This is a genomic window from Pseudomonas sp. MWU12-2037 (assembly GCF_023242345.1).
GTDB classification, from domain to species: Bacteria; Pseudomonadota; Gammaproteobacteria; order Pseudomonadales; family Pseudomonadaceae; genus Aquipseudomonas; species Aquipseudomonas gingeri_D.
In genome coordinates this window covers 33,299-52,759 of sequence record NZ_JALLIZ010000006.1, presented here as the reverse complement: position 1 = coordinate 52,759, position 19,461 = coordinate 33,299, and the positions used below count along the sequence as shown (strand labels likewise).

Genomic DNA, 19,461 nt, shown 5'->3' with positions numbered 1-19,461 from the left:
AGCAATCGCCATGAGCACATTTACCACCCGTGACGGTACCGAGATCTACTACAAGGACTGGGGTACCGGTCAGCCCATCGTCTTCAGCCACGGCTGGCCGCTGAATGCCGACAGCTGGGAGGCGCAGATGATCTTCCTGGCCTCCAGGGGGTATCGGGTTATCGCTCATGACCGTCGTGGCCATGGCCGCTCCAGCCAACCCTGGTTCGGCAATGAAATGGACACCTACGCCGACGACCTGGCCCAATTGATCGAGCTGCTGGACCTGAATAACGTGGTGCTGTTCGGTTTCTCCACCGGCGGTGGCGAAGTGGCGCGCTACATCGGTCGTCACGGTACCGGACGGGTCGCCAAAGCGGGACTGATTTCTTCGGTGCCACCGCTGATGCTCAAGACCGAAGCCAACCCGGGCGGTTTGCCGATCGAGGTGTTCGACGGCCTGCGCCAGGGCTCCCTGGCCGACCGTTCGCAGTTGTACAAGGATGTCGCCAGCGGGCCGTTCTTTGGTTTCAACAAGCCGGGTGCCCAACCTTCGCAGGGCATGATCGACTGGTTCTGGATGCAAGGGATGATGGCTGGCCACAAAAGCGCCTATGACTGCATCAAGGCGTTCTCGGAAACCGACTTCACCGAAGACCTGAAGAAGTTCGACGTGCCGACCCTGGTGGTGCATGGCGACGCTGATCAGATCGTGCCGATCGAGGCCGCCGGCATCGCCTCGGCCAAACTGATCAAAGGCTCGAAGCTGTTGGTCTATCCCGGTGCCCCCCATGGTCTGACCGACACCCACAAGGATCAACTCAACGCCGATCTGCTGGCGTTCCTCAAGGGTTGATTGCTTGTGAGCGCGTACTGATGAACCGTAACGATCTGCGTCGCGTCGACATGAACCTGTTGGTGATTTTCGAGGCCCTGATGTTCGAAAAGAACCTGACCCGAGTGGCTGAAAAACTGTTCATGGGGCAGCCGGCCGTGAGCGCCGCGCTGGGACGCCTGCGGGATCTGTTCGACGACCCGCTGCTGCTGCGCAACGGTCGTGGGATGGAGCCGACGGCGCGGGCCTTGGCGATCCTCAAAGAGCTGCAACCGGCGATGGACACCATTTCGGGGGCGGTCAGCCGGGCCAAGGCGTTTGACCCGGCAACCAGCTGCGAGGTGTTTCGCATCGGCCTTTCGGACGATGCCGAGTTCGGTTTGTTTCCGCCATTGCTCCGGCAGTTGCAGGAGGAGGCGCCGGCGGTCGTTGTGGTGGTGCGTCGGGCCAATTATCTGTTGATGCCGGCTTTGCTGGCATCCGGGGAAATCTCCGTCGGGGTCAGTTACACCACCGAGTTGCCGGCCAACGCCAAGCGCAAGAGGCTGCGTGATATCGCCTGCAAAGTGTTGCGCGGTGACAATCGCCCCGGTCAGCTGACGCTCGATGAATACTGTCAGCGACCCCACGCCATGGTGTCGTTTTCCGGCGACCTGAGCGGCAACATCGATCTCGACCTGGCCAAGGTCGGCCGTACCCGGCGTGTGGTGCTGGGGGTTCCGCAGTTCAGTGGCTTGCGGGCGATGCTCGCCGGTACCGAAATGATCGCCACGGTGCCCGACTACGCGGCTTGCGCGTTGGTTGAAGGCGGTGCCTTGAGAGCGGAAGAACCGCCGTTCCCCATCGAGGCGGCGCAACTGTCGATGGCCTGGAGTGGCGTGCACGACAACGATCCGGCGGAGCGCTGGTTACGTTCGCGGATCAGCCAGTACATGTCTGAACCGTTGAACATCCCCGATCCTCTCACCGGAGCTTCGTATCATGCCTGATTCCAATCGCCTCGACCCCGTCGGTCGCCCGGCGCGGGGGGCTGATGAAGTCGTGACACTGATCGTCAAACACCGGGTCAAGGTCGGCTTTGAGGCCCCCTATGAAGCTTGGCTACGGCGTATTGTCGGCATTGCCGGGCAGCGCGAGGGGCATTTGGGCGTGGACGTGATTCGTGGCAGAAGTGCCGGTCTCGACCTGTTCACCTGCGTGCTGCGCTTCTGCTCCACCGAGGCGATGCAGCGCTGGCTTGATTCGCCGCAGCGGCTGGAGCTGGTCAACGAAGCCGCCCCGATGCTCGCCGACGGTGATCGGACCGAGGTCCATCCAGTCAATGCGTTCTGGTTTTCACCGCCGGCGGATGCCACCTCACCACCCCCGCGTTGGAAGCAGGCGGTGCTGACATTGATGGTGATCCTGCCGCACACCCTGCTGGTGCCGCTGATCTGGGGACCGGTACTGCGGCTCGACGCGTTCCTCTCCAATTACCTGATCTCCACCTTCCTGATCACCCTGACCATCGTGCTCTCGGTGGTGTACCTGTTCATGCCCCTGGCGACCCGACTGTTTGCCCCCTGGTTGACTGCCGCCCCGTCTCATTCCACTTTGTCCGAGGAAACGCGATGAACGCCGATCTGATTTTGTTCAATGGTCAATTCCACACGGTTGACCGTGCCAAGCCCCTCGCCAGTGCGGTGGCGATCCACGATGGCCGCTTTGTGGTGGTGGGCACGGATGCCGAAGCCATGGCCTTGCGCGGTTCGAGTACCCAGGTCATCGACCTCAAGGGCCGTTGCGTCATCCCTGGTCTCAACGACTCGCACCTGCACCTGATCCGTGGTGGCTTGAACTACAACCTGGAGCTGCGCTGGGAGGGTGTGCCTTCCCTGGCCGATGCCCTGCGCATGCTCAAGGAGCAGGCCGACCGCACGCCGACGCCGCAATGGGTGAGGGTGGTGGGCGGCTGGAACGAATTCCAGTTTGCCGAAAAGCGTATGCCGACCCTGGAAGAACTCAACCAGGCCGCACCGGACACACCGGTATTCGTCTTGCACTTGTACGACCGCGCCTTGCTCAATCGCGCTGCGCTACGGGTCGCCGGCTACACCCGTGATACGCCGAACCCGCCGGGCGGCGAGATTGTCCGCGATGCCAAAGGCGACCCGACGGGCATGTTGGTGGCGCGACCCAATGCGATGATTCTTTACTCGACCCTGGCCAAGGGACCAAAGCTGCCCCTGGAGTATCAGGTCAACTCGACTCGCCAGTTCATGCGTGAACTCAACCGTCTCGGCCTGACCAGCGCTATCGATGCCGGTGGCGGTTTCCAGAATTACCCGGATGACTACGCGGTGATCGAGCAGTTGGCCAAGGACCAGCAACTGACCATTCGCATCGCCTACAACCTGTTCACCCAGAAGCCCAAGGAAGAACTGAGCGATTTCAAGAACTGGACCGGCAGCGTCACCTTGCACCAGGGCGACGACTATTTGCGGCACAACGGTGCCGGGGAGATGCTGGTGTTCTCCGCCGCCGACTTCGAAGACTTCCTCGAACCGCGCCCGGACCTGCCGCAGACCATGGAAGAAGAGCTGGAACCGGTTGTCCGCCATCTGGTGGAGCAACGTTGGCCGTTCCGTTTGCATGCGACGTACAACGAATCCATCAGCCGCATGCTCGATGTGTTCGAGAAGGTCAATCGCGACATTCCATTCAATGGCTTGCCCTGGTTCTTCGATCACGCTGAAACCATTACCCCGCAGAACATCGAACGGGTGAGGGCGTTGGGCGGCGGTATTGCGATTCAGGACCGCATGGCGTTCCAGGGCGAATACTTCGTCGAGCGTTATGGCGCCAAGGCTGCCGAAGCCACGCCGCCGATCAAACGGATGCTGGCCGAGGGTGTCCCTGTCGGCGCGGGCACCGATGCCACGCGGGTTTCCAGCTACAACCCGTGGACCTCACTGTACTGGATGGTCAGCGGGCGTACCGTGGGCGGCATGGAATTGCACCGCGAAGGGCTTTCCCGGCAGACCGCACTGGAGCTCTTCACCCATGGCAGCGCCTGGTTCTCTTCCGAGCAGGGCAAGAAAGGCCAGATCAAGGTCGGGCAACTGGCAGACGTTGTCGCCCTGACCGCGGATTTCTTCCAGGTCGAAGAAGAGGCCATCAAGTGGATCGAGTCGCTGCTGACCGTGGTCGGCGGCAAGGTGGTGTATGCCGCCGGGGACTTCGAAAAGCTCGGGCCAGCCAGCGTGCCAGTGCTGCCGGACTGGTCGCCGGTAGCCAAGGTTCCTGGTCATTGGCGCCCGACGTCGCCGATGCAGGCTCAGGTTCACCATTGCAGCGGACCCTGTGCCGTTCACTCCCACAGCCATGAGCGGGCGCGTCTGTCGAACGCACCGGTCAGTGACTTCCAGGGGTTCTGGGGCGCGTTCGGCTGCTCGTGTTTTGCTTTCTGACGATCAAAAAAATGCCGGCCAAAGCCGTCGGCATCCCTGTGCAATATCCATCCACCAAGGAGTTTTTACATGAGCAACGTTCCGTACAAACGTCTGAACAAAGATGATGCCGTTGTGCTGTTGGTCGATCACCAGACCGGGCTGATCTCGCTGGTGCAGGATTTCTCACCCAACGAATTCAAGAACAACGTACTGGCGCTGGCAGACCTGGCCAAGTTCTTCAAACTGCCGACCATCCTGACCACCAGCTTTGAAAACGGCCCGAACGGCCCGATGGTGCCGGAGCTCAAGGAGCTCTTCCCGGATGCGCCGTACATTCCGCGCCCTGGCCAGATCAATGCCTGGGACAACGCCGACTTCGTCAAGGCGGTAAAGGCGACCGGTCGCAAGCAACTGATCATTGCCGGTGTGGTGACCGACGTGTGCGTGGCGTTCCCGACCTTGTCTGCCCTGGCGGAAGGCTTTGAAGTGTTTGTGGTCACCGACGCGTCTGGCACCTTCAACGAAACCGTGCAGCAGGCGGCATGGGCACGGATGACGGCGGCGGGTGCGCAACTGGTGAACTGGTTCTCGGTAGCCTGCGAGCTGCAAGGCGACTGGCGCAACGACATGGAAGGCCTGGCGAACCTGTTGTCGCCGCGCATTCCGAATTATCGCAACTTGATGAACAGCTATTCGGCCCTGACCTCCAGATAAGTTCTGGTGCACTGCTGCTTCGAATGAATGCCCGCCACTGTGCGGGCATTTTTTTGATCAACGTTTCTGCAGTCACCCAGCGGGCCTTTCAATCAAGGCCTCATCACCGATTAATGGGCTGTCAGAAAAGGAAAAAGTCGCTATAACGTGTTTGGCTGTCAACCAGAGAGTGACAATGAACCCGTTCGAAGATATGCGTATTTTTTGCCAGGTCATGGACTCCGGCAGCTTCACCGCAGCGGCGGATCAGTTGGGCCTGTCCAAGCAGTTTGTCAGCCGGCGTCTGATGCAACTGGAGGAACGTCTGGGCGTGCGACTGATCAATCGCTCGACCCGGCGGCTGGACATGACGCCCCTGGGGCAGAGTTATTACGAGTCGGCTTTGCGCCTGCTCAGTGAGGTCGAGCAAGTGGAGCAGGGCATCGCCGGTCAGACGGTAGAGCCCCGTGGCACTGTTCGCCTGAGCGCTCCACTGTCGTTTGCCATGGTGCATTTGAGTGAGGTGTTGCCGGCTTTCTTGCAGCGCTATTGCGACGTCACGGTTGAAGTGGATCTCAGCGACCGACCGGTAGATTTACTCGGTGAGGGCTACGACCTGGCATTGCGCATCGGGGTGCTGGAAGACTCGACGCTGATTGCCCGGCGTATCGGGTCCATCCAGCGGGTGTATTGCGCCAGTCCCGCTTACCTGGCCGAGCGCGGCACCCCGGTCAAACCCGAGGATGTGCAGGCCCATGACTGCCTGCCTTACGGCCATGGCCGCCAGGTGCAATGGCGTTTCGAAGGGCAGGGCAAGCCATTGATCGTCAATGTCACGGGACGGATGCGGGTCAACAATGGTGAGTTGCTCAAGGACGCCGCCATCGCCGGCATGGGTATTACCTATTTGCCGACCTTCATTGTCGATTCGGCCTTGAAGGATGGGCGGCTGGTGCCGGTACTGGCTGACTTCTGTCCTGAACCGTTGGCGTTATCGGCAGTTTATCCGCAGCATCGCCAGGGCTCTCGACCGGTGCGGGCGCTGATCGAGTTCTTGCGTGAACGGCTGGATTGCGACGTTACCCTCGCTCAAAGCGCTCGGCACACATGAGTGGTTGATCGCCAATAGGCTCGGTGTCCACTGGGACTCTTTGCGCATCAATGAAATCTATCCGCGACTTCGTGCCGCTCCCCGCGCTCGCTGCGAAACAGTTTATCGGCGGTTTTTTTCTGGTCGGCGGACAGCGTGCCGTACAGCGCGCTGAACGAAGTGGCAAGCTTGTGCAGATTGTCCGCGTGCATCTGTGCCAGCCTGGCATAGGACTGCATCGCCTCATCGGCATTTAATGAGGGCAGCTTCTGCGCCTGATCCAGGTAGGCCTTGTCGGTACCGTGCGCATTGTCACGCATGGTTTTCGCATAGGCGTCCCACTGGACGGACTGTTTGTCGGTGATCTTCAGTTTGGCGCGCAGTTCGTTGATCCGCTTCTCTACCAGGTCTTCGTATTTTTTGGCGTGACGGGCGGCCGTTTGGGAGACAGCGTCAGAACTTCTCGCGGCCATCGTCGGTGCCGAGAAAGAAGCGCTGAGGACGGCCAGCATCAACACAGCGGGCATGGCTGCTTTGAATGCGAAGTTTTTCATATTCGGATATCCGGATTGAGGGGGGCGGCATCTATATGCCCCAACCTTACCACCGAGGACGGGTCAGGAGTATCGCGGGTAAATCCACGGCAAGAGGGCGGGTAAAGACCCGCCCTCTTGCCCAGGTGACTGGGGTCAAGCTGACCCCCTGGATCAGCTGTTGAGTTTTTTCGGGTACGAATCCAGCAGTACCTTGTCCTGGAGGCCGTCCAGGAGTTCCTTCAAGCGCGCGGCGCCCTCTGGCGTCTTGTCCGTCTTGTCCGGGTGCAACGCTCGTTCCAGCACGGCCATGAAACTCTGGGTTTTCGATGTGTTGACGGGGGTTGAGGTGTGATCCACCAGGTGCCCCATCACGTATTTGAAGATATTTGTGGATTGGCTGGCCGACTGGGTCACCGCCGCATTGGTCAACTTACCGTCTTTGTAAGCGATATTGGTCTGGCTGCTGGCGTTGTCGCTGATCTGATAGAACAGGTAGTTCTGCGAGTCCGCGTTGCTGCTCAGCTTCAGCTTCTGGCCCGCGGACAGCGCCTGGTGATAGCTGGCGGTCAGGTTCGATTGCTGGTTCTGCTCAATGGAGCGATTCTGCGAATCATTGCCCTTGAGTTGAGTGGTCTGGGACAGGTTATAAGCAAAGGTATCCCGCTCGCTGGGACGCATCGGGTTGCTCGCCTGGCTTGCCTGCGTCATCGACGCGGAGAAATCCGCCAGGCCGGTCAACAGCTTGCGATCCAGATTGGTGGGGGCGAGTGGATCGACGGTTGCCGGTGTGGAGGTCGCACTGGTGACGGGATAGTTGCTGTTCAGGGAGGAGAACGCATCCTTGAACATCGACATCATGTCGCGATCGGCGTGACCTCGGGCGGCCGCGGCATCGATCTGCTTGAGGTAGCTCTGCAGGGCCTTGGCCTGTTGGATGGGATTGCCGAGAATCGCCTGGCTCTTCAGGTCCACGGACAGCTGCAGATCACCTGAAGGGCCGCTCATGCTGACCGAGCGTTTCTGGCTGTCGGCATGGAACTCGAGGGTCTGGTTGTTTTTGTCGTCAATCTTGAGCTTGGTGCTCAGGTCGACCGAGGAAAATACCTTCGAGTCGAACTGGGTCAGGGCATCCAGCTTCAGTTGAGGCGGTTCGGCGGTCAAACCGTCGATTGCCGCCTGGAAACCTTTGGCCATCTTGGCCAGGGCCGCACTCTCTTCAGCCGTGAGGTCGCCGCCTTCCACCTGGGCCTGCACGGCCATTCCATCGTCCTGGTTCGCCAGGCTCAAGGTCACGGTTTTACCGCTGGCGGTCTTGAGGGTCAGGCTGATCGTGCTGTCGGCATTGCTGCTGTGCAGCTTGGACTGTGCAGCGGCGATCCCGGCGGCGTTGAGCGGTCTGATGTCGGACTGCTGGACAACCGATTGCGAGATGTTCTTTTTGCCGTCGGCCAACTGTGACATCAGCGCGGCACCCAAGCCGGCAAAGCGGGCGGCGTTGGAGTTGGAGCTATTGCTGAGGTTGCCGCCCATCGTGAACGACACCTTGTCCAGCGGGCTGCTTTCCCAGGTAGGTGCCTGCGCGGCGTTAGGCACGGTTCCACGGGCATTGTAGGTATTGATTTCGACCACGTTGTTCTGGCCGAGAAGCACGGTGGACGCCGGTGCGGAAACAGCCGCGGTTGTTTCGACAGGCTGGGCGCCAGCCGGCGTATTACCGACAAGCTGGGAAGGGTTCAGCGTCAAAACATTGATCGACGATATCCCTGTCATGGAACCTCCTGGGGCAAGAGAATTATTCTATGTACAGGAGTGTATCGACTGCGACACAAATAACTTTAGGGCATCAGCGGCAGGCCGGAGAACTGTTGTCCAGTGCACTGAGCCTTTGAAATAGAGGGATTCAAGCGCCTGTCCCCGGATACCGTGTCTCCATCACGATCGACAACGCATCGGGTCGCCAGAATTCCTGGTCGAACTCCACCGGCTGGTTCGCTTCGCCGAAGTTCAGCCGCTCCAGGTAGACGCTGGTGGAACCCGCCGACAGTTGCAGCAACTGCGCCTGTTCCTCGTTGACCGTGCCGATATGCATCTCCAGCTCGCAACGCGACTGCACCCGCGAAAAACGCTTGCGCAGCAGGCGCCCCTGGAGGCATTCGGTTCTCGGCGTGCGGCGCTGGGTCTCTACACTAACGAATCAGCTCACCGCTCGTCGAGTCCACCGGCCCTGGCTGTTCCTGGGACTTCAGGTCCTGCTGCCAGGCCCGCAGGCCATAGATCGCCAGCACCACGAAGCCGGCGTACAGCGCGGCCGTCAGTTGCAGGTCCTTGAACAGGAACAGGCCGACGTAGATCACGTCCAGCACGATCCACAGCCACCAGCTGGCGACATACTTGCGCGCCGCCCAGACACTGGCCACCAGGCTGAAGGCGGTGAGCGAGGCGTCGACCCACGGCACCGCCGCCTCGGTAAAGCGGACCATCAGTCCCCCCAGCAGCACCGCGCCCACGGCTCCACAGAGCAGGCCGAGCAAGCCTTCGCGCAAGGACAACCGGGCTACATGGACCTTGCCCTCGCTCAGCCCGCCCTGGCTCCAGCGCCACCAGCCATAACCCTGCAATACGGCGAAAATGCCTTGCAGCAGCGTATCGGAATACAGTTTGGCGTCGTAGAAAATCCAGGCGTAGAGCAGCACGGCAACGACACCGACCGGCCAGCACCAGCGAATACGCCGGGCGGTCAGCCAGACGCCGAGGACATTAACCAGGACGGCGATGATTTCAAGTGTGGACATGCGCGGATTCCTTGACGCAGGCAATGGCGGCGGCTTGATCAGGCGCTGGGCGAGAGGTCGGCCTAGTTTGGTATTGAAATCGATACTTATCAATGGATTACCGTACATTTTGGCGAAGTGGCCTTGCCGGCCAGCGCAACGCTTTGAAATATTTTGAAAATATTTAGCGTTGGACAAATTGACGCCATTGGATTGGCGTCCTAGTATCGCCGCCGGTTGATGGCATAGCGCCATCTGAAGGGCGCCTTGTCGCCTGCGATGTATCGAGATCTCGACATGGACGTTCGTCAGCTTGTCTTCCTGGCCCGCCAGCCTTCTGCTGCCCTGAAAAACCGTGAGCATTTTTGGGGACTGCCCAAGCGCGGGTTGGCGTTCATTCTGGCGAATGCGATGTTCTGGCAGCCATTGTTGGCCCAGGCGGATGGGATCGTGGTCAATGCGCCGGGGACGACGCTGGGTCAGGCGGGCAATGGCGTACCGATCGTCAATATCGCCGCGCCGAATGCCCAGGGCCTGTCACACAACCAGTTCAGCGACTACAACGTCGGGGCCAACGGGGTCATCCTCAACAACTCAACGAATAGAACCCAGTCGACGCAACTGGGCGGGATCATTCTCGGCAACCCGAATTTCAATGGTGCTGCGGCCAATGTCGTCCTCAACGAGGTGAATGGCGGCAGCCCGAGCCAGTTGCGCGGCTACACCGAGGTGGCGGGGCAGTCGGCCCATGTGATCGTCGCCAACCCGTACGGCATCAGTTGCAACGGTTGCGGCTTTATCAACACCCCGCAGGCGACCCTGACCACCGGCAAGGCGGTGATCACCAACGGCCAGGTTACCGGCTACCAGGTCGACCAGGGCAGCGTGTCCATCGACGGCGCGGGGCTGAATGCCAACAACGTCGACCAGTTCGAAATCATCACCCGCGCCGCGAGCATCAACGCGCAGATCAATGCCAAGCAACTGACGATCATTGCCGGTCGCAACGATGTCGACGCCCGCACGCTCAGTGCCACGGCGCGTGCCGACGACGGCAGCAGCAAGCCCCAAGTGGCCATCGATTCTTCGGCGCTGGGCGGCATGTACGCCGGCGCCATCAAGCTGGTGGGGACCGAAGCCGGGGTAGGGGTAAAGCTGGCCGGCAATCTGGCGGCCAGCGGCGGCGATATCCAGCTCAATGCCAATGGCCAGTTGAGCATGGTCCAGGCCACCGCCAGTGGCGCCGTCAATGTGAAGGCCGCGAGCCTCGATGCGCAAGGTCCGGTCTACGCCGGCAGCAGCTTGAACGTGCAGACCACGGGGGATCTCAATAGCCAGAACAACCTGGCGGCCCGGGACAGCATCACCCTCAACAGCGGCGGCCAGTTGACCAACCACGGCATTATCGAGGCCGGGGTCAATGCCGATAACTCGCGCAATACCACGGGGGACGTCAGCGTCACGGCGCAGAACATTGTCAACAGCGGGCAGAGCGTGATTGCCAGTCGCGACTTGAGCGTCACGGCCACGCAAACCCTGGGCAACCAGGGCGGGACCTTGAGTGGGCAGCGGCAAACCACCGTCACCGCTGGCACCCTCGACAACCAGAACAAGGGCCGGGTACTGAGTGCCGGGCAACTGAACCTGACCGTTGATACGGCGCTCAATGGCCTGGGCGGCCTGATCAACAGTTCGACCGCGCTCACGGCCACCTTGGGCCATCTGGTCAACAGTAACGGCCAGCTCAGCACCGACGGCACGCTCAACCTGACGGTCGATAACCTTGAAAATGCTGTCGGTACCATCTCCAGCCAGGGCGATCTTTCCGGCACGGTCCAGACCTTGGGCAACCGGGCGGGTGTGCTGGTCAGTCAAGGCAATCTGAGCCTGAACGGCAATAGTCTCGATAACACATACGCCGGGCTGATCGGAGGCGTCAAAGGCACCACCCTCACCGTCGGACAAATCGATAACCGGGGTGGCGAGCTGTCCAGCACCCAGGCTGTGACGGTGGTGGGTCAGCAGCTCAATAACGATGACAACGGCAAGGTCCTGGCCGACACCGATCTGCACGTGAGCGTCGCGGCAGTCACCAATCGCAACGGCGGTCAGCTACTCGGCAAGGCGGGCACCACCACACTCAATGGCAGCAGCCTGGACAACAGCGGTGGCACGCTCAGCGGTCAATCCGCTGTGGTCGTTACCCTGGACGGTGCACTGAGCAACCTCAAGGGCCTGATCGCCAGTGACGGCAGTCTGAGTCTCAACGTTGGCAGTCTCGACAACAGCGGCGGCAATCTCTCCAGTGGCACTGCCCTGACAGTGACCAGCAACGGGGCGGTGGTCAACCAGGGTGGCACGATCGCAACTGACACCACCCTGGGTCTCACCAGCGCGAGCCTCGACAACAGCCAGAGCGGCGTGCTGACCGGCAAAGGCGCAACCCGGGTCACGACCGGTACTTTTGATAACAGCCACGGCGGTCGTCTAAGCAGCAACGACACTCTGAATCTGAACGCAGGGCAGGTGACCAACCAGGACGGCGGCAGCATTGCCAGCAGCCATGCCTTGACCGCCAGTGTCAGTGGCCTGGACCAGCAAGGCGGCCAGCTCTTCAGTACCAGCGCCCTGACCCTGGACCTCAATCACGGCCAGTTGAACAACCAGAACGGCTATATCAACGCACCATTGCTGGTGCTGAACAACCTCAAGGGCGTGAACAACCAGGGCGGTGAAATCTCCAGCGCCCAGGCCTACACCTTTGCTGCTGAAAGCCTGAGCAACGACAACGGCAAGTTGCTCAGCAACCAGGCCCTGACCCTGCGTATCGACCAGGCGCTGAGCAATATCAAGGGCATGATCGCGGCGGCTTCGGTGGATGCGCAGGCGGGCAGCCTGGACAACACGGGCGGTACCCTCACCAGTCGCGCTGATCTGGGTCTGACCGTTGGTGCTCAGCTCACCAACCAGAATCAAGGACTGATCAACGCCACCAGTGGCCTGACCATCAACAGCGCAGGGATCAACAACCAGGGCGGCAGCCTGCTGGGCAGTGCCATTGCCCTCGATTTCGGTGCGGCAACGGGCGACCTGAACAACGCCGCAGGCCAGATCACCACGGCCGGCAATCTGACGATCAACCACCTGCGCGACTTGAATAATCAGGGCGGTACGCTCTCCAGCACGCAGAGCCTCAACCTGACAGCGCGGACCCTGGATAACAGCAACGGCGGTCAACTGATCAGCAATAGCCTGCTGAGCCTGACGGCCACCGACCTGATCAACCAGAACGCTGGCCTGCTCTCCGGTTGGCAGGGCGTGACGCTCACTGGCAGCAGCCTGGACAACCGCAACAACGGTACGGTCTCCAGTCGTAGCGGTAACGTCGGCGTGACGCTGAGCGGTGCCTTGCTCAACAGCAATGCCGGCGCACTGGCCAGCCAGCAGACCTTGACGGTCAACGCAGCCAGTATCGACAACAGCAACAAGGGCATCCTTTCCAGCGGGGCGGGGCAATCGCTGACCGTCAGCGGCCTGCTGAACAACGCTCAGGGCGGCCTGATCGACAGCGGCGCGGCCCTGACCCTGAACACGATGGCGTTGACCAGCAGCGGCACGATCAACGCACAACAGGCGCTGACCTTCACCGGTACCGACTTCGATAACAGCAACGGCACGCTTAGCGGTGGTGCTGCCGTCACCCTGGATCTGCTGGGTACGCTGACCAATGCCAATGGCAAGCTCTCCGCCGTCGGCCGACTGCTGGTTCAGCGTTCCACCCAGATCAACAACCAGGGCGGTCAACTCTCCAGCCAGGGTCTGTTGACCTTGCTCACCGGCGGCCTGGATAACAGCAACAGCGGCACCATCGGCTCCGGTGACAAGCTGTTGGTCACCTCGACCGGTACGGTGCAGAACGGCAATGGCGGTTTGATCGCCAGCCGTAACGCCGACCTGCAACTGAGCGCCGCCAGCCTCGGTAATGGCATGGGCTCGCTGCAAGGTCAGGGCGCGGTCAACCTCGATGTCAGCGGCGATATCGACAATCAGAGCGGCAAGGTCATCGCCCAGTCAGGTGACCTGACCCTTAACGCGGCGAACATCGATAGCCGTGGCGGCCTGCTGTCCAGCATCGCGGGGGCGCTGCAGGCTCGCGTTGTCGGCGTGCTGAAAAACGGCTACGACCTCAACAACAACGGCCAAGGCGGCCAGATTCAGGCCCAGCGTCTGGACCTGCAAGCCTGGGGTGGTATCGACAACTACGGTGGTCATCTCACCGCGCAAACCGGTGATGCGCTGATCGCCACCGGGGCGGGGGATTTTGATAACCGCAATGGCGGCGTTTATGCCAAGGGCTTGGTCCAGGTCACGGGCCATAACTTCGACAACAGCGGTGACAGCGATGGGCAGATCGGCGGCAACCAGATCAGCCTGAATCTCGCGGGCGCTCTGAACAACCGCCTGGGCATTATCGAAAGTGGCAGCACCCTGGCGATTACCGCCGCGAGCCTGGATAACCAGACCGGCCAGTTGCGAGCACTGGGCGGCAGCGGCAAGACCGAATTCCAGATTGGCGGGCTGTTCGACAACAGCAACGGCCAGCTGGAAACCGCCAACAGCGACCTGACCCTGGGCGTTGGCAGCTTCCTGAACCTGGGCGGCAGTGTGCTGCATACCGGTACTGGCACGTTCGATACTGCCACGGCCAACATTACCAACGCGGGCGGCAGTTTTGTCACTCGTGGTGGCCTGACCCTCACTGCCGACAACTGGACCAATAGCAGCGTGATCCAGGCCGGTCGGTTGACGCTGAACGTCAATACCCTCAACCAGACCGCAGGTGGTCAGCTTCTGGCCTCCACCAGCTTGACCGGTACTGGCGGCAACTGGAGCAACGACGGTCTGATCGCCAGTGACGGTACGGCCAGCCTGAATCTAAGTGGCAGCTACGGCGGTAACGGACGTTACACCAGCTTGAGCACCCTGGGCCTGAGTGCGGCACAGGTGAATCTGAGCAGCAGCGCTAGCATTGCCGGTGGTAGCGATACGACCCTCAATGTCGGCGGTCAACTGAGCAACTATGGGCGGCTGACTTCTGCGGCGGGCATGAGTATTGCCGCAGGAACAATCAATAACTATGGAACCCTGGGCAGTGCCCAAAAACTATCGCTGAATACGCCAACACTGCTGAATGATCAAGGGTTGATCTTCAGCGGTTCGGATATGGATATAAAGGTCAATGATTTCACCAATCAGAATGCTGCTCTGTATGGCTTGGAGGGGCTGAGCATTGTTGGTGTGAATGGTGGTCGGGCCAACAGTGTAAAAAACATTGCATCCACTATTAATGTGGGCGGTGATTTTTCGCTGTCGACAAATGTGTTTGATAACAAGGTTGAAGGTGTTGAGGCTCAGGAAAAAATAATATCAGGCGATATAACGATTTATCCTGCTAATGATACTTCTACTTACGACTCCCCACCTCCACTTGTGTTTCAAGTGGTCGAGACTGGAAGGTCTGATTCAACGGTTACAGGAAATGTGTCGTCGGTCTCGGTTGGCGGGAATTTTGGGGTGAACGCTGCCGTCTTCTCAAATTTTGGATCTGTAATTTCTGCGGGGAAGAATATAACGCTGAATGTCGATTCGTTTGAAAATACATCAATAGAGTCGGGGGATTTTACCCGCACCAGATCTTATATAAGTACAGGGGATCCTTCGGTTATTAATGATCTTGTTCTGGGCCCGTATACGGCTCCGTATGGTGGGGCGTTAACGGTTTATGCGGAAAGAAACTCAAGAACTCAGTACCTGTATCATTCTTATACTACTGTTTCTGGTGATGCGGCAGTTAATGTTGATGGAATCAATTTTGGTCAGGATGCCAATTTGGAACTGTATAACCCAAAATTTGGCGTTGGTCCGGAAGTTGCGGTTCCAGCATTTATCACAAATTTTCAGCTTGAAAGCGTATCCACAGTGTATGCACGTGGCGGAAACGTGCCCTCCGTTGTTCAAGCGGGGCAGGCTGTAGAGATTAATGCAAAAAACACAATTCAGAACGGTGTTTTATATAACAATATTGCGTTCGCTGGAGGCAATAATAGTACACAAGATACAGGTGTGAACAAGGAAACCCTTACAACTGTCATTAGTCTTAATCCACAGCTGCCTCCTGATTTGGCTCAGCAACAAATCAACCCGTTGTCTTTACCTGGCTTTACGCTTCCAAGCGGTTCCAACGGACTTTTTCGTCTGAGTGGGCAAAGCGGGTCCGTTCAGTCAGCAAACCAAGCTAACACGGGGTCGCAAAATTGGAGTGTTGGTAGCTCCTCAATCAGCTTCGCACCGCGTCAGCAGATCCCGTTAAATCAGCAGGCAAGTAGTGCCCAACTGATAAGTGCCGATGATACGGTCGCCTCCGCGAGCAACCAAAGTTTGTCCCGCGTCCAGGGGCTACCGGACACCTCGGGCCGGACCCGTCCGCAGAAGTACCTGATCGAAACCAACCCGGCACTGACCGACCTCAAGCAATTCATGAGCTCGGACTATCTGCTGGCTGCATTGGGTTACAACCCGGATACCAGCGCCAAACGTCTGGGCGATGGTCTCTATGAGCAGAAACTGATTGAGCAGGCGGTAGTCGCCCGTACTGGGCAACGTTTCATCGATGGCCAGACCTCGGACGAAGCCCTGTTCAAGTACCTGATGGACAACGCCATCAGCAGCCAGAAGCAGCTTAACCTCAGCTACGGCGTCAGCCTGACCAGCGAGCAGGTCGCGGCCCTGACTCACGACATCGTCTGGATGGAAAAACAGGTGGTGAATGGTGAGGAGGTCATGGTGCCGGTGCTCTACCTGGCACAGGCCAACAATCGCCTGGGCCCCAACGGCGCGTTGATCGAGGGTAACGACGTCAACTTGATCGCCGGTCAGGACCTCAACAACAGTGGCACTCTGCATGCCAACAACACTTTGTCGGCTGCTGCGGGCAACGATCTGGCCAACAGCGGGTTGACACAGGCCTACGCGCGTCTCGACCTGCTCGCCGGCAACAACCTGACGAACAGGGCTGGCGGCATCATTGCCGGGCGTGATGTTGGCCTGACAGCGGTCGCGGGCGACGTCACCAACGAACGAAGCCTCAACAACGTTGGCCTCAGTATCGATAATGTCTACAGCCATCGTGTGGATGTCGTCGACAACGCTGCACGCATTGAAGCGGCCAACACGCTAAGCATCAGCGCGGGGCGTGACGTCAACAACATTGGCAGTGTGCTGCAAAGTGGCTCTGACACGAAGATTGATGCAGGCCGTGACATCAGCCTTACCTCCGCAGCCGCCACGAACAGCGATCTTTGGGGCGCTCGGAGTACGAGTGTCCATCAAAACGTTGGCAGTGTTGAAAGCGGACGTGACCTGAGTCTTACAGCCGGGCGTGATCTGGCTGTGATTGCAAGCCAAGTCGATGTCAAGCGCGATATCGCCATGACTGCCGCGCAAAACCTGGTCCTGGCTTCGGCGGCGGACGAAAGTCACTTCGATTACGAGATTAGCCGCCTCACCGAGCAAAAAGACCACGTTGCGCAGGTATCGACCAGCGTCAACGCCGGAGGCGATCTCAGGCTCAGTGCGGGCCAAGACATGGCACTTGTTTCCAGTAAGGTCAGCGCCGGCAATGACGCCTTTCTGGTAGCCGGGGGCCAATTGAATGTGCTCGCCGCGCAGAACACCGATTACTCGCTGTATGACCAGAGAAACACTGATAACTCACGGCACGACGAGGTCACCCAGGTCACCAACATCGGTAGCCAGATTAAGGCCGGCGGCGATATCGGCCTGATCAGCGGCAGCGACCAGCGCTATCAGGTCGCCAGGCTGGACAGTAACAAGGACCTGACCTTGCAGAGCGGTGGAACCATCACCTTCGAAGGTGTGAAGGATCTGCACAAGGAGGACCACAGCAAGAGTGATAACGGCTTTGCCCGGACCAGCATGAGCGGTAGCGGCAGCACCGACGAAACCCTGAAGCAGACCGAGATGTCGGCCAAGGGGCAGTTGGTCATCAAGGCGGTCGATGGGCTGCACATCGACGTCAAGCAGGTCAACGAACAGACGGTAAGCCAGGCCATCGATGCCATGGTCCAGGCCGACCCGCAACTGGCCTGGCTCAAGGATGCCGAGAAGCGCGGTGATGTGGATTGGCGGCAGATCAAGGAGATGCACGACTCCTACAGCTACAGCCATTCCGGCCTTGGGCAGGGGGCAATGCTGGCGATCATCATCATTGTCACGGTACTGACGGCGGGGACTGCGAGCAGTGCGATAGGAACAATGGCCGGGGCGAGCGCTCAAGCGGGTAGTGGCGCGGCGCTGGCGGCTGGAGGCAGCGAAGCCATGATGGCTGCGGGGACGGCGGTCGGGACTGCGTCTGCGGGCTGGGCTAACGTGGCGCTGACGGCGACATTGACCTCTCTGGCCGGCACTGGTGCCGTCAGCATCATAAACGACAAAGGGAATCTGGGTGCCGCACTGGGTGACACCTTCAGTGCCAACAGCCTGAAAAATGCTGCTATAGGCGGGCTGACGGCAGGCGCCATAAGCTACGCCGACAGTACTTGGTTCAAGCCCGTGGCAGGTGCAACCAGCGGTGGTTCTCAGGTCACGACATTGGGACCGGTCCAGAATCCGGGTTACACCAGCCAGATGCTGACTTGGAGCAACGCGGCTGATACTGCTTTGCGCAGCGGCGCGAATGCGGTAATCAGCAGTGGAATCTCGACGGCCATCAATGGCGGCAGCTTTGGCAGCAACCTGGGCAGTGCGTTGATCAACGAGGGTATTGATCTTGGCGCTGCGGCCGGCAACAGAGGTGTGGGTGATCTGGCTCAAACCCTGGGTGTTGATTCGGGCACCGCAACGACAATGATGCTCCACGCCATGTTGGGTGGGTTGATCTCGGTGGCCAAGGGACATGACTTCACCAGTGGGGCAATTGCGGGCGGTGTTGCTGAAGGGCTGACACCTATTGCCAACGGGCTGTTGGCGCAATACGTCAGTGATAAATTTGCATCCGGTGACCTGAGCCAGCAGGGGAGTCAGGACAAGATCGCGACTGCCCAGATTATCGGGCTGCTTTCTGCGTCTCTGGCCGGTGGCGATGCTGCCACGGGGAGCATGATTGGTGGGTATGGGGAGAAGTACAACGAGCAGCTTCATCTTGTGGAGCTATTCGCTAAGGCGTATGCGCTCTCGCATCCCACCACGCAGAAGGGCGGGGGCGATCCTGATGCAGATAGCGCTACGATAGATCCTACGTCAGGCTTCGGTAATCCGGGCGGTCCAGGTGGGACTCCGTCCAAGAACCCGTTCAGTCAGCCTGCCTTGTTGGCGGCGGCGCTAATGGGCGGTGTTGTGGGTAGGAGTGCCGCCGTCTTGGAAATATCCTTGGAGGAAGCTCTTGCCTCGTTGCCGAATGCAGGACGGCTGTTCAGTATCGGTGAGAATCCCGCCCCCGAAGTAATTGCCGAGACGCCCAGCGGCACCTCGGTTGTTGAGGTGTCGGGTGAGAAAAGTGTTGAGGTCGCGGGTAGGGTCGAGACTGAGGCCGGCGCGGTACCTGACGCAAATGAAATTCGAGCAGGGGAAGGATTGTCCGATCTCGGCTACCATGTCACCCATCAGGCTACAGCATCATCACAAGGTATTGAGGGGGTGCGAACTGCCGATCTCTTCGTTGAAGGTATTGGGGATGTGGATGTGTATACCCCTGAAAATATTGCTCCTGATAAGATCCTCCGAGGGATTGAAAAAAAGGCAGACCAAGCGGTTGGTGTTTTGGTCCAAGCGGATATAGAAAGCACAGACATGTCCTCTATCGCTGCCCGTATGTGGGGCAAAACAAATGCTCAAAGTATAAAAACTATCCTTTTTCAAAAGGCCGATGGAAGTGTTATTCGATTTGATCGTCCTTGAGGTGGTGTCGTATGCCTAAATTTGCATGTGTGTGTGGGTATGTAATAAATCTCTCCAATGGCACATCGGAGAGTGAGTTGACTCTTGTTCCTGATCGGGTAATTGAAGAAGTGGGGGATTTGGTTTCAAAAGGCGGGCTTTCGGAGGGTGA

Annotated in this window: 11 protein-coding genes; 7 read left to right on the top strand and 4 right to left on the bottom strand. The window is 59.3% G+C overall.

The window, feature by feature from the left end:
* The first annotated feature begins 10 nt into the window (after window positions 1–10).
* The 6 genes from M5B42_RS12625 (at window position 11) to M5B42_RS12600 (ending at window position 6,049) form a co-directional block, all read left to right on the top strand.
* The gene (locus M5B42_RS12625; protein ID WP_248746017.1) at window positions 11–835 is read left to right on the top strand and encodes an alpha/beta hydrolase; all 825 of its coding nucleotides are present in this window, start codon (window positions 11–13) and stop codon (window positions 833–835) included.
* A gap of 20 nt (window positions 836–855) precedes the next feature.
* Complete coding sequence (locus M5B42_RS12620) at window positions 856–1,803, top strand: LysR substrate-binding domain-containing protein (protein WP_103496612.1); 948 nt, start codon at window positions 856–858, stop codon at window positions 1,801–1,803.
* Window positions 1,796–2,428, top strand: a complete 633-nt coding sequence (locus M5B42_RS12615; RefSeq protein WP_103496611.1) for an antibiotic biosynthesis monooxygenase — start codon at window positions 1,796–1,798, stop codon at window positions 2,426–2,428. The genes M5B42_RS12620 and M5B42_RS12615 overlap by 8 nt, the downstream gene beginning before the upstream one ends.
* Window positions 2,425–4,263, top strand: coding sequence for an amidohydrolase (locus M5B42_RS12610; RefSeq protein WP_103496610.1), 1,839 nt, complete (start codon window positions 2,425–2,427; stop codon window positions 4,261–4,263). Before M5B42_RS12615 ends, M5B42_RS12610 begins: the two co-directional genes overlap by 4 nt.
* Before the next feature lie 69 nt (window positions 4,264–4,332).
* Window positions 4,333–4,959, top strand: a complete 627-nt coding sequence (gene ycaC, locus M5B42_RS12605; RefSeq protein ID WP_103496609.1) for an isochorismate family cysteine hydrolase YcaC — start codon at window positions 4,333–4,335, stop codon at window positions 4,957–4,959.
* 175 nt (window positions 4,960–5,134) lie between these two features.
* A complete protein-coding gene (locus M5B42_RS12600) occupies window positions 5,135–6,049 on the top strand; it encodes a LysR family transcriptional regulator (protein WP_152740395.1) in 915 nt (304 codons plus the stop codon).
* 47 nt (window positions 6,050–6,096) lie between these two features.
* Here the strand turns inward: M5B42_RS12600 and M5B42_RS12595 are convergent, their stop codons facing one another.
* The 4 genes from M5B42_RS12595 to pnuC all read right to left on the bottom strand — a co-directional run bounded on the left by M5B42_RS12595 (window position 6,097) and on the right by pnuC (window position 9,356).
* A complete protein-coding gene (locus M5B42_RS12595) occupies window positions 6,097–6,582 on the bottom strand; it encodes a Spy/CpxP family protein refolding chaperone (protein ID WP_248746016.1) in 486 nt (161 codons plus the stop codon).
* Between the two features lie 153 nt (window positions 6,583–6,735).
* Window positions 6,736–8,334 carry a lactate dehydrogenase gene (locus M5B42_RS12590; RefSeq protein WP_248746015.1) on the bottom strand — a complete coding sequence of 533 codons (1,599 nt, stop codon included), beginning with the start codon at window positions 8,332–8,334 and terminating at the stop codon, window positions 6,736–6,738.
* Between the two features lie 130 nt (window positions 8,335–8,464).
* Window positions 8,465–8,698: a UTRA domain-containing protein gene (locus M5B42_RS12585; RefSeq protein WP_283099762.1), complete on the bottom strand. Its 234-nt coding sequence runs from the start codon at window positions 8,696–8,698 to the stop codon at window positions 8,465–8,467.
* Window positions 8,699–8,750: 52 nt separating this feature from the next.
* Entirely contained in the window at window positions 8,751–9,356 is a 606-nt protein-coding gene (gene pnuC / locus M5B42_RS12580) for a nicotinamide riboside transporter PnuC (RefSeq protein ID WP_248746013.1), read from the bottom strand.
* Between the two features lie 276 nt (window positions 9,357–9,632).
* Between pnuC and M5B42_RS12575 the strand changes: the two genes are divergently transcribed.
* Window positions 9,633–19,310: a filamentous hemagglutinin N-terminal domain-containing protein gene (locus M5B42_RS12575; protein WP_248746012.1), complete on the top strand. Its 9,678-nt coding sequence runs from the start codon at window positions 9,633–9,635 to the stop codon at window positions 19,308–19,310.
* The last annotated feature ends 151 nt before the right edge of the window (window positions 19,311–19,461 follow it).

Bases quoted from the DNA above. Each gene is read 5' to 3' on its own strand.
- M5B42_RS12625 (WP_248746017.1), top strand. From the start codon at position 11: ATGAGCACATTTACCACCCGTGACGGTACCGAGATCTACTACAAGGAC.
- M5B42_RS12620 (WP_103496612.1), top strand. From the start codon at position 856: ATGAACCGTAACGATCTGCGTCGCGTCGACATGAACCTGTTGGTGATT.
- M5B42_RS12615 (WP_103496611.1), top strand. From the start codon at position 1,796: ATGCCTGATTCCAATCGCCTCGACCCCGTCGGTCGCCCGGCGCGGGGG.
- M5B42_RS12610 (WP_103496610.1), top strand. From the start codon at position 2,425: ATGAACGCCGATCTGATTTTGTTCAATGGTCAATTCCACACGGTTGAC.
- ycaC (WP_103496609.1), top strand. From the start codon at position 4,333: ATGAGCAACGTTCCGTACAAACGTCTGAACAAAGATGATGCCGTTGTG.
- M5B42_RS12600 (WP_152740395.1), top strand. From the start codon at position 5,135: ATGAACCCGTTCGAAGATATGCGTATTTTTTGCCAGGTCATGGACTCC.
- M5B42_RS12595 (WP_248746016.1), bottom strand. From the start codon at position 6,582: ATGAAAAACTTCGCATTCAAAGCAGCCATGCCCGCTGTGTTGATGCTG.
- M5B42_RS12590 (WP_248746015.1), bottom strand. From the start codon at position 8,334: ATGACAGGGATATCGTCGATCAATGTTTTGACGCTGAACCCTTCCCAG.
- pnuC (WP_248746013.1), bottom strand. From the start codon at position 9,356: ATGTCCACACTTGAAATCATCGCCGTCCTGGTTAATGTCCTCGGCGTC.
- M5B42_RS12575 (WP_248746012.1), top strand. From the start codon at position 9,633: ATGGACGTTCGTCAGCTTGTCTTCCTGGCCCGCCAGCCTTCTGCTGCC.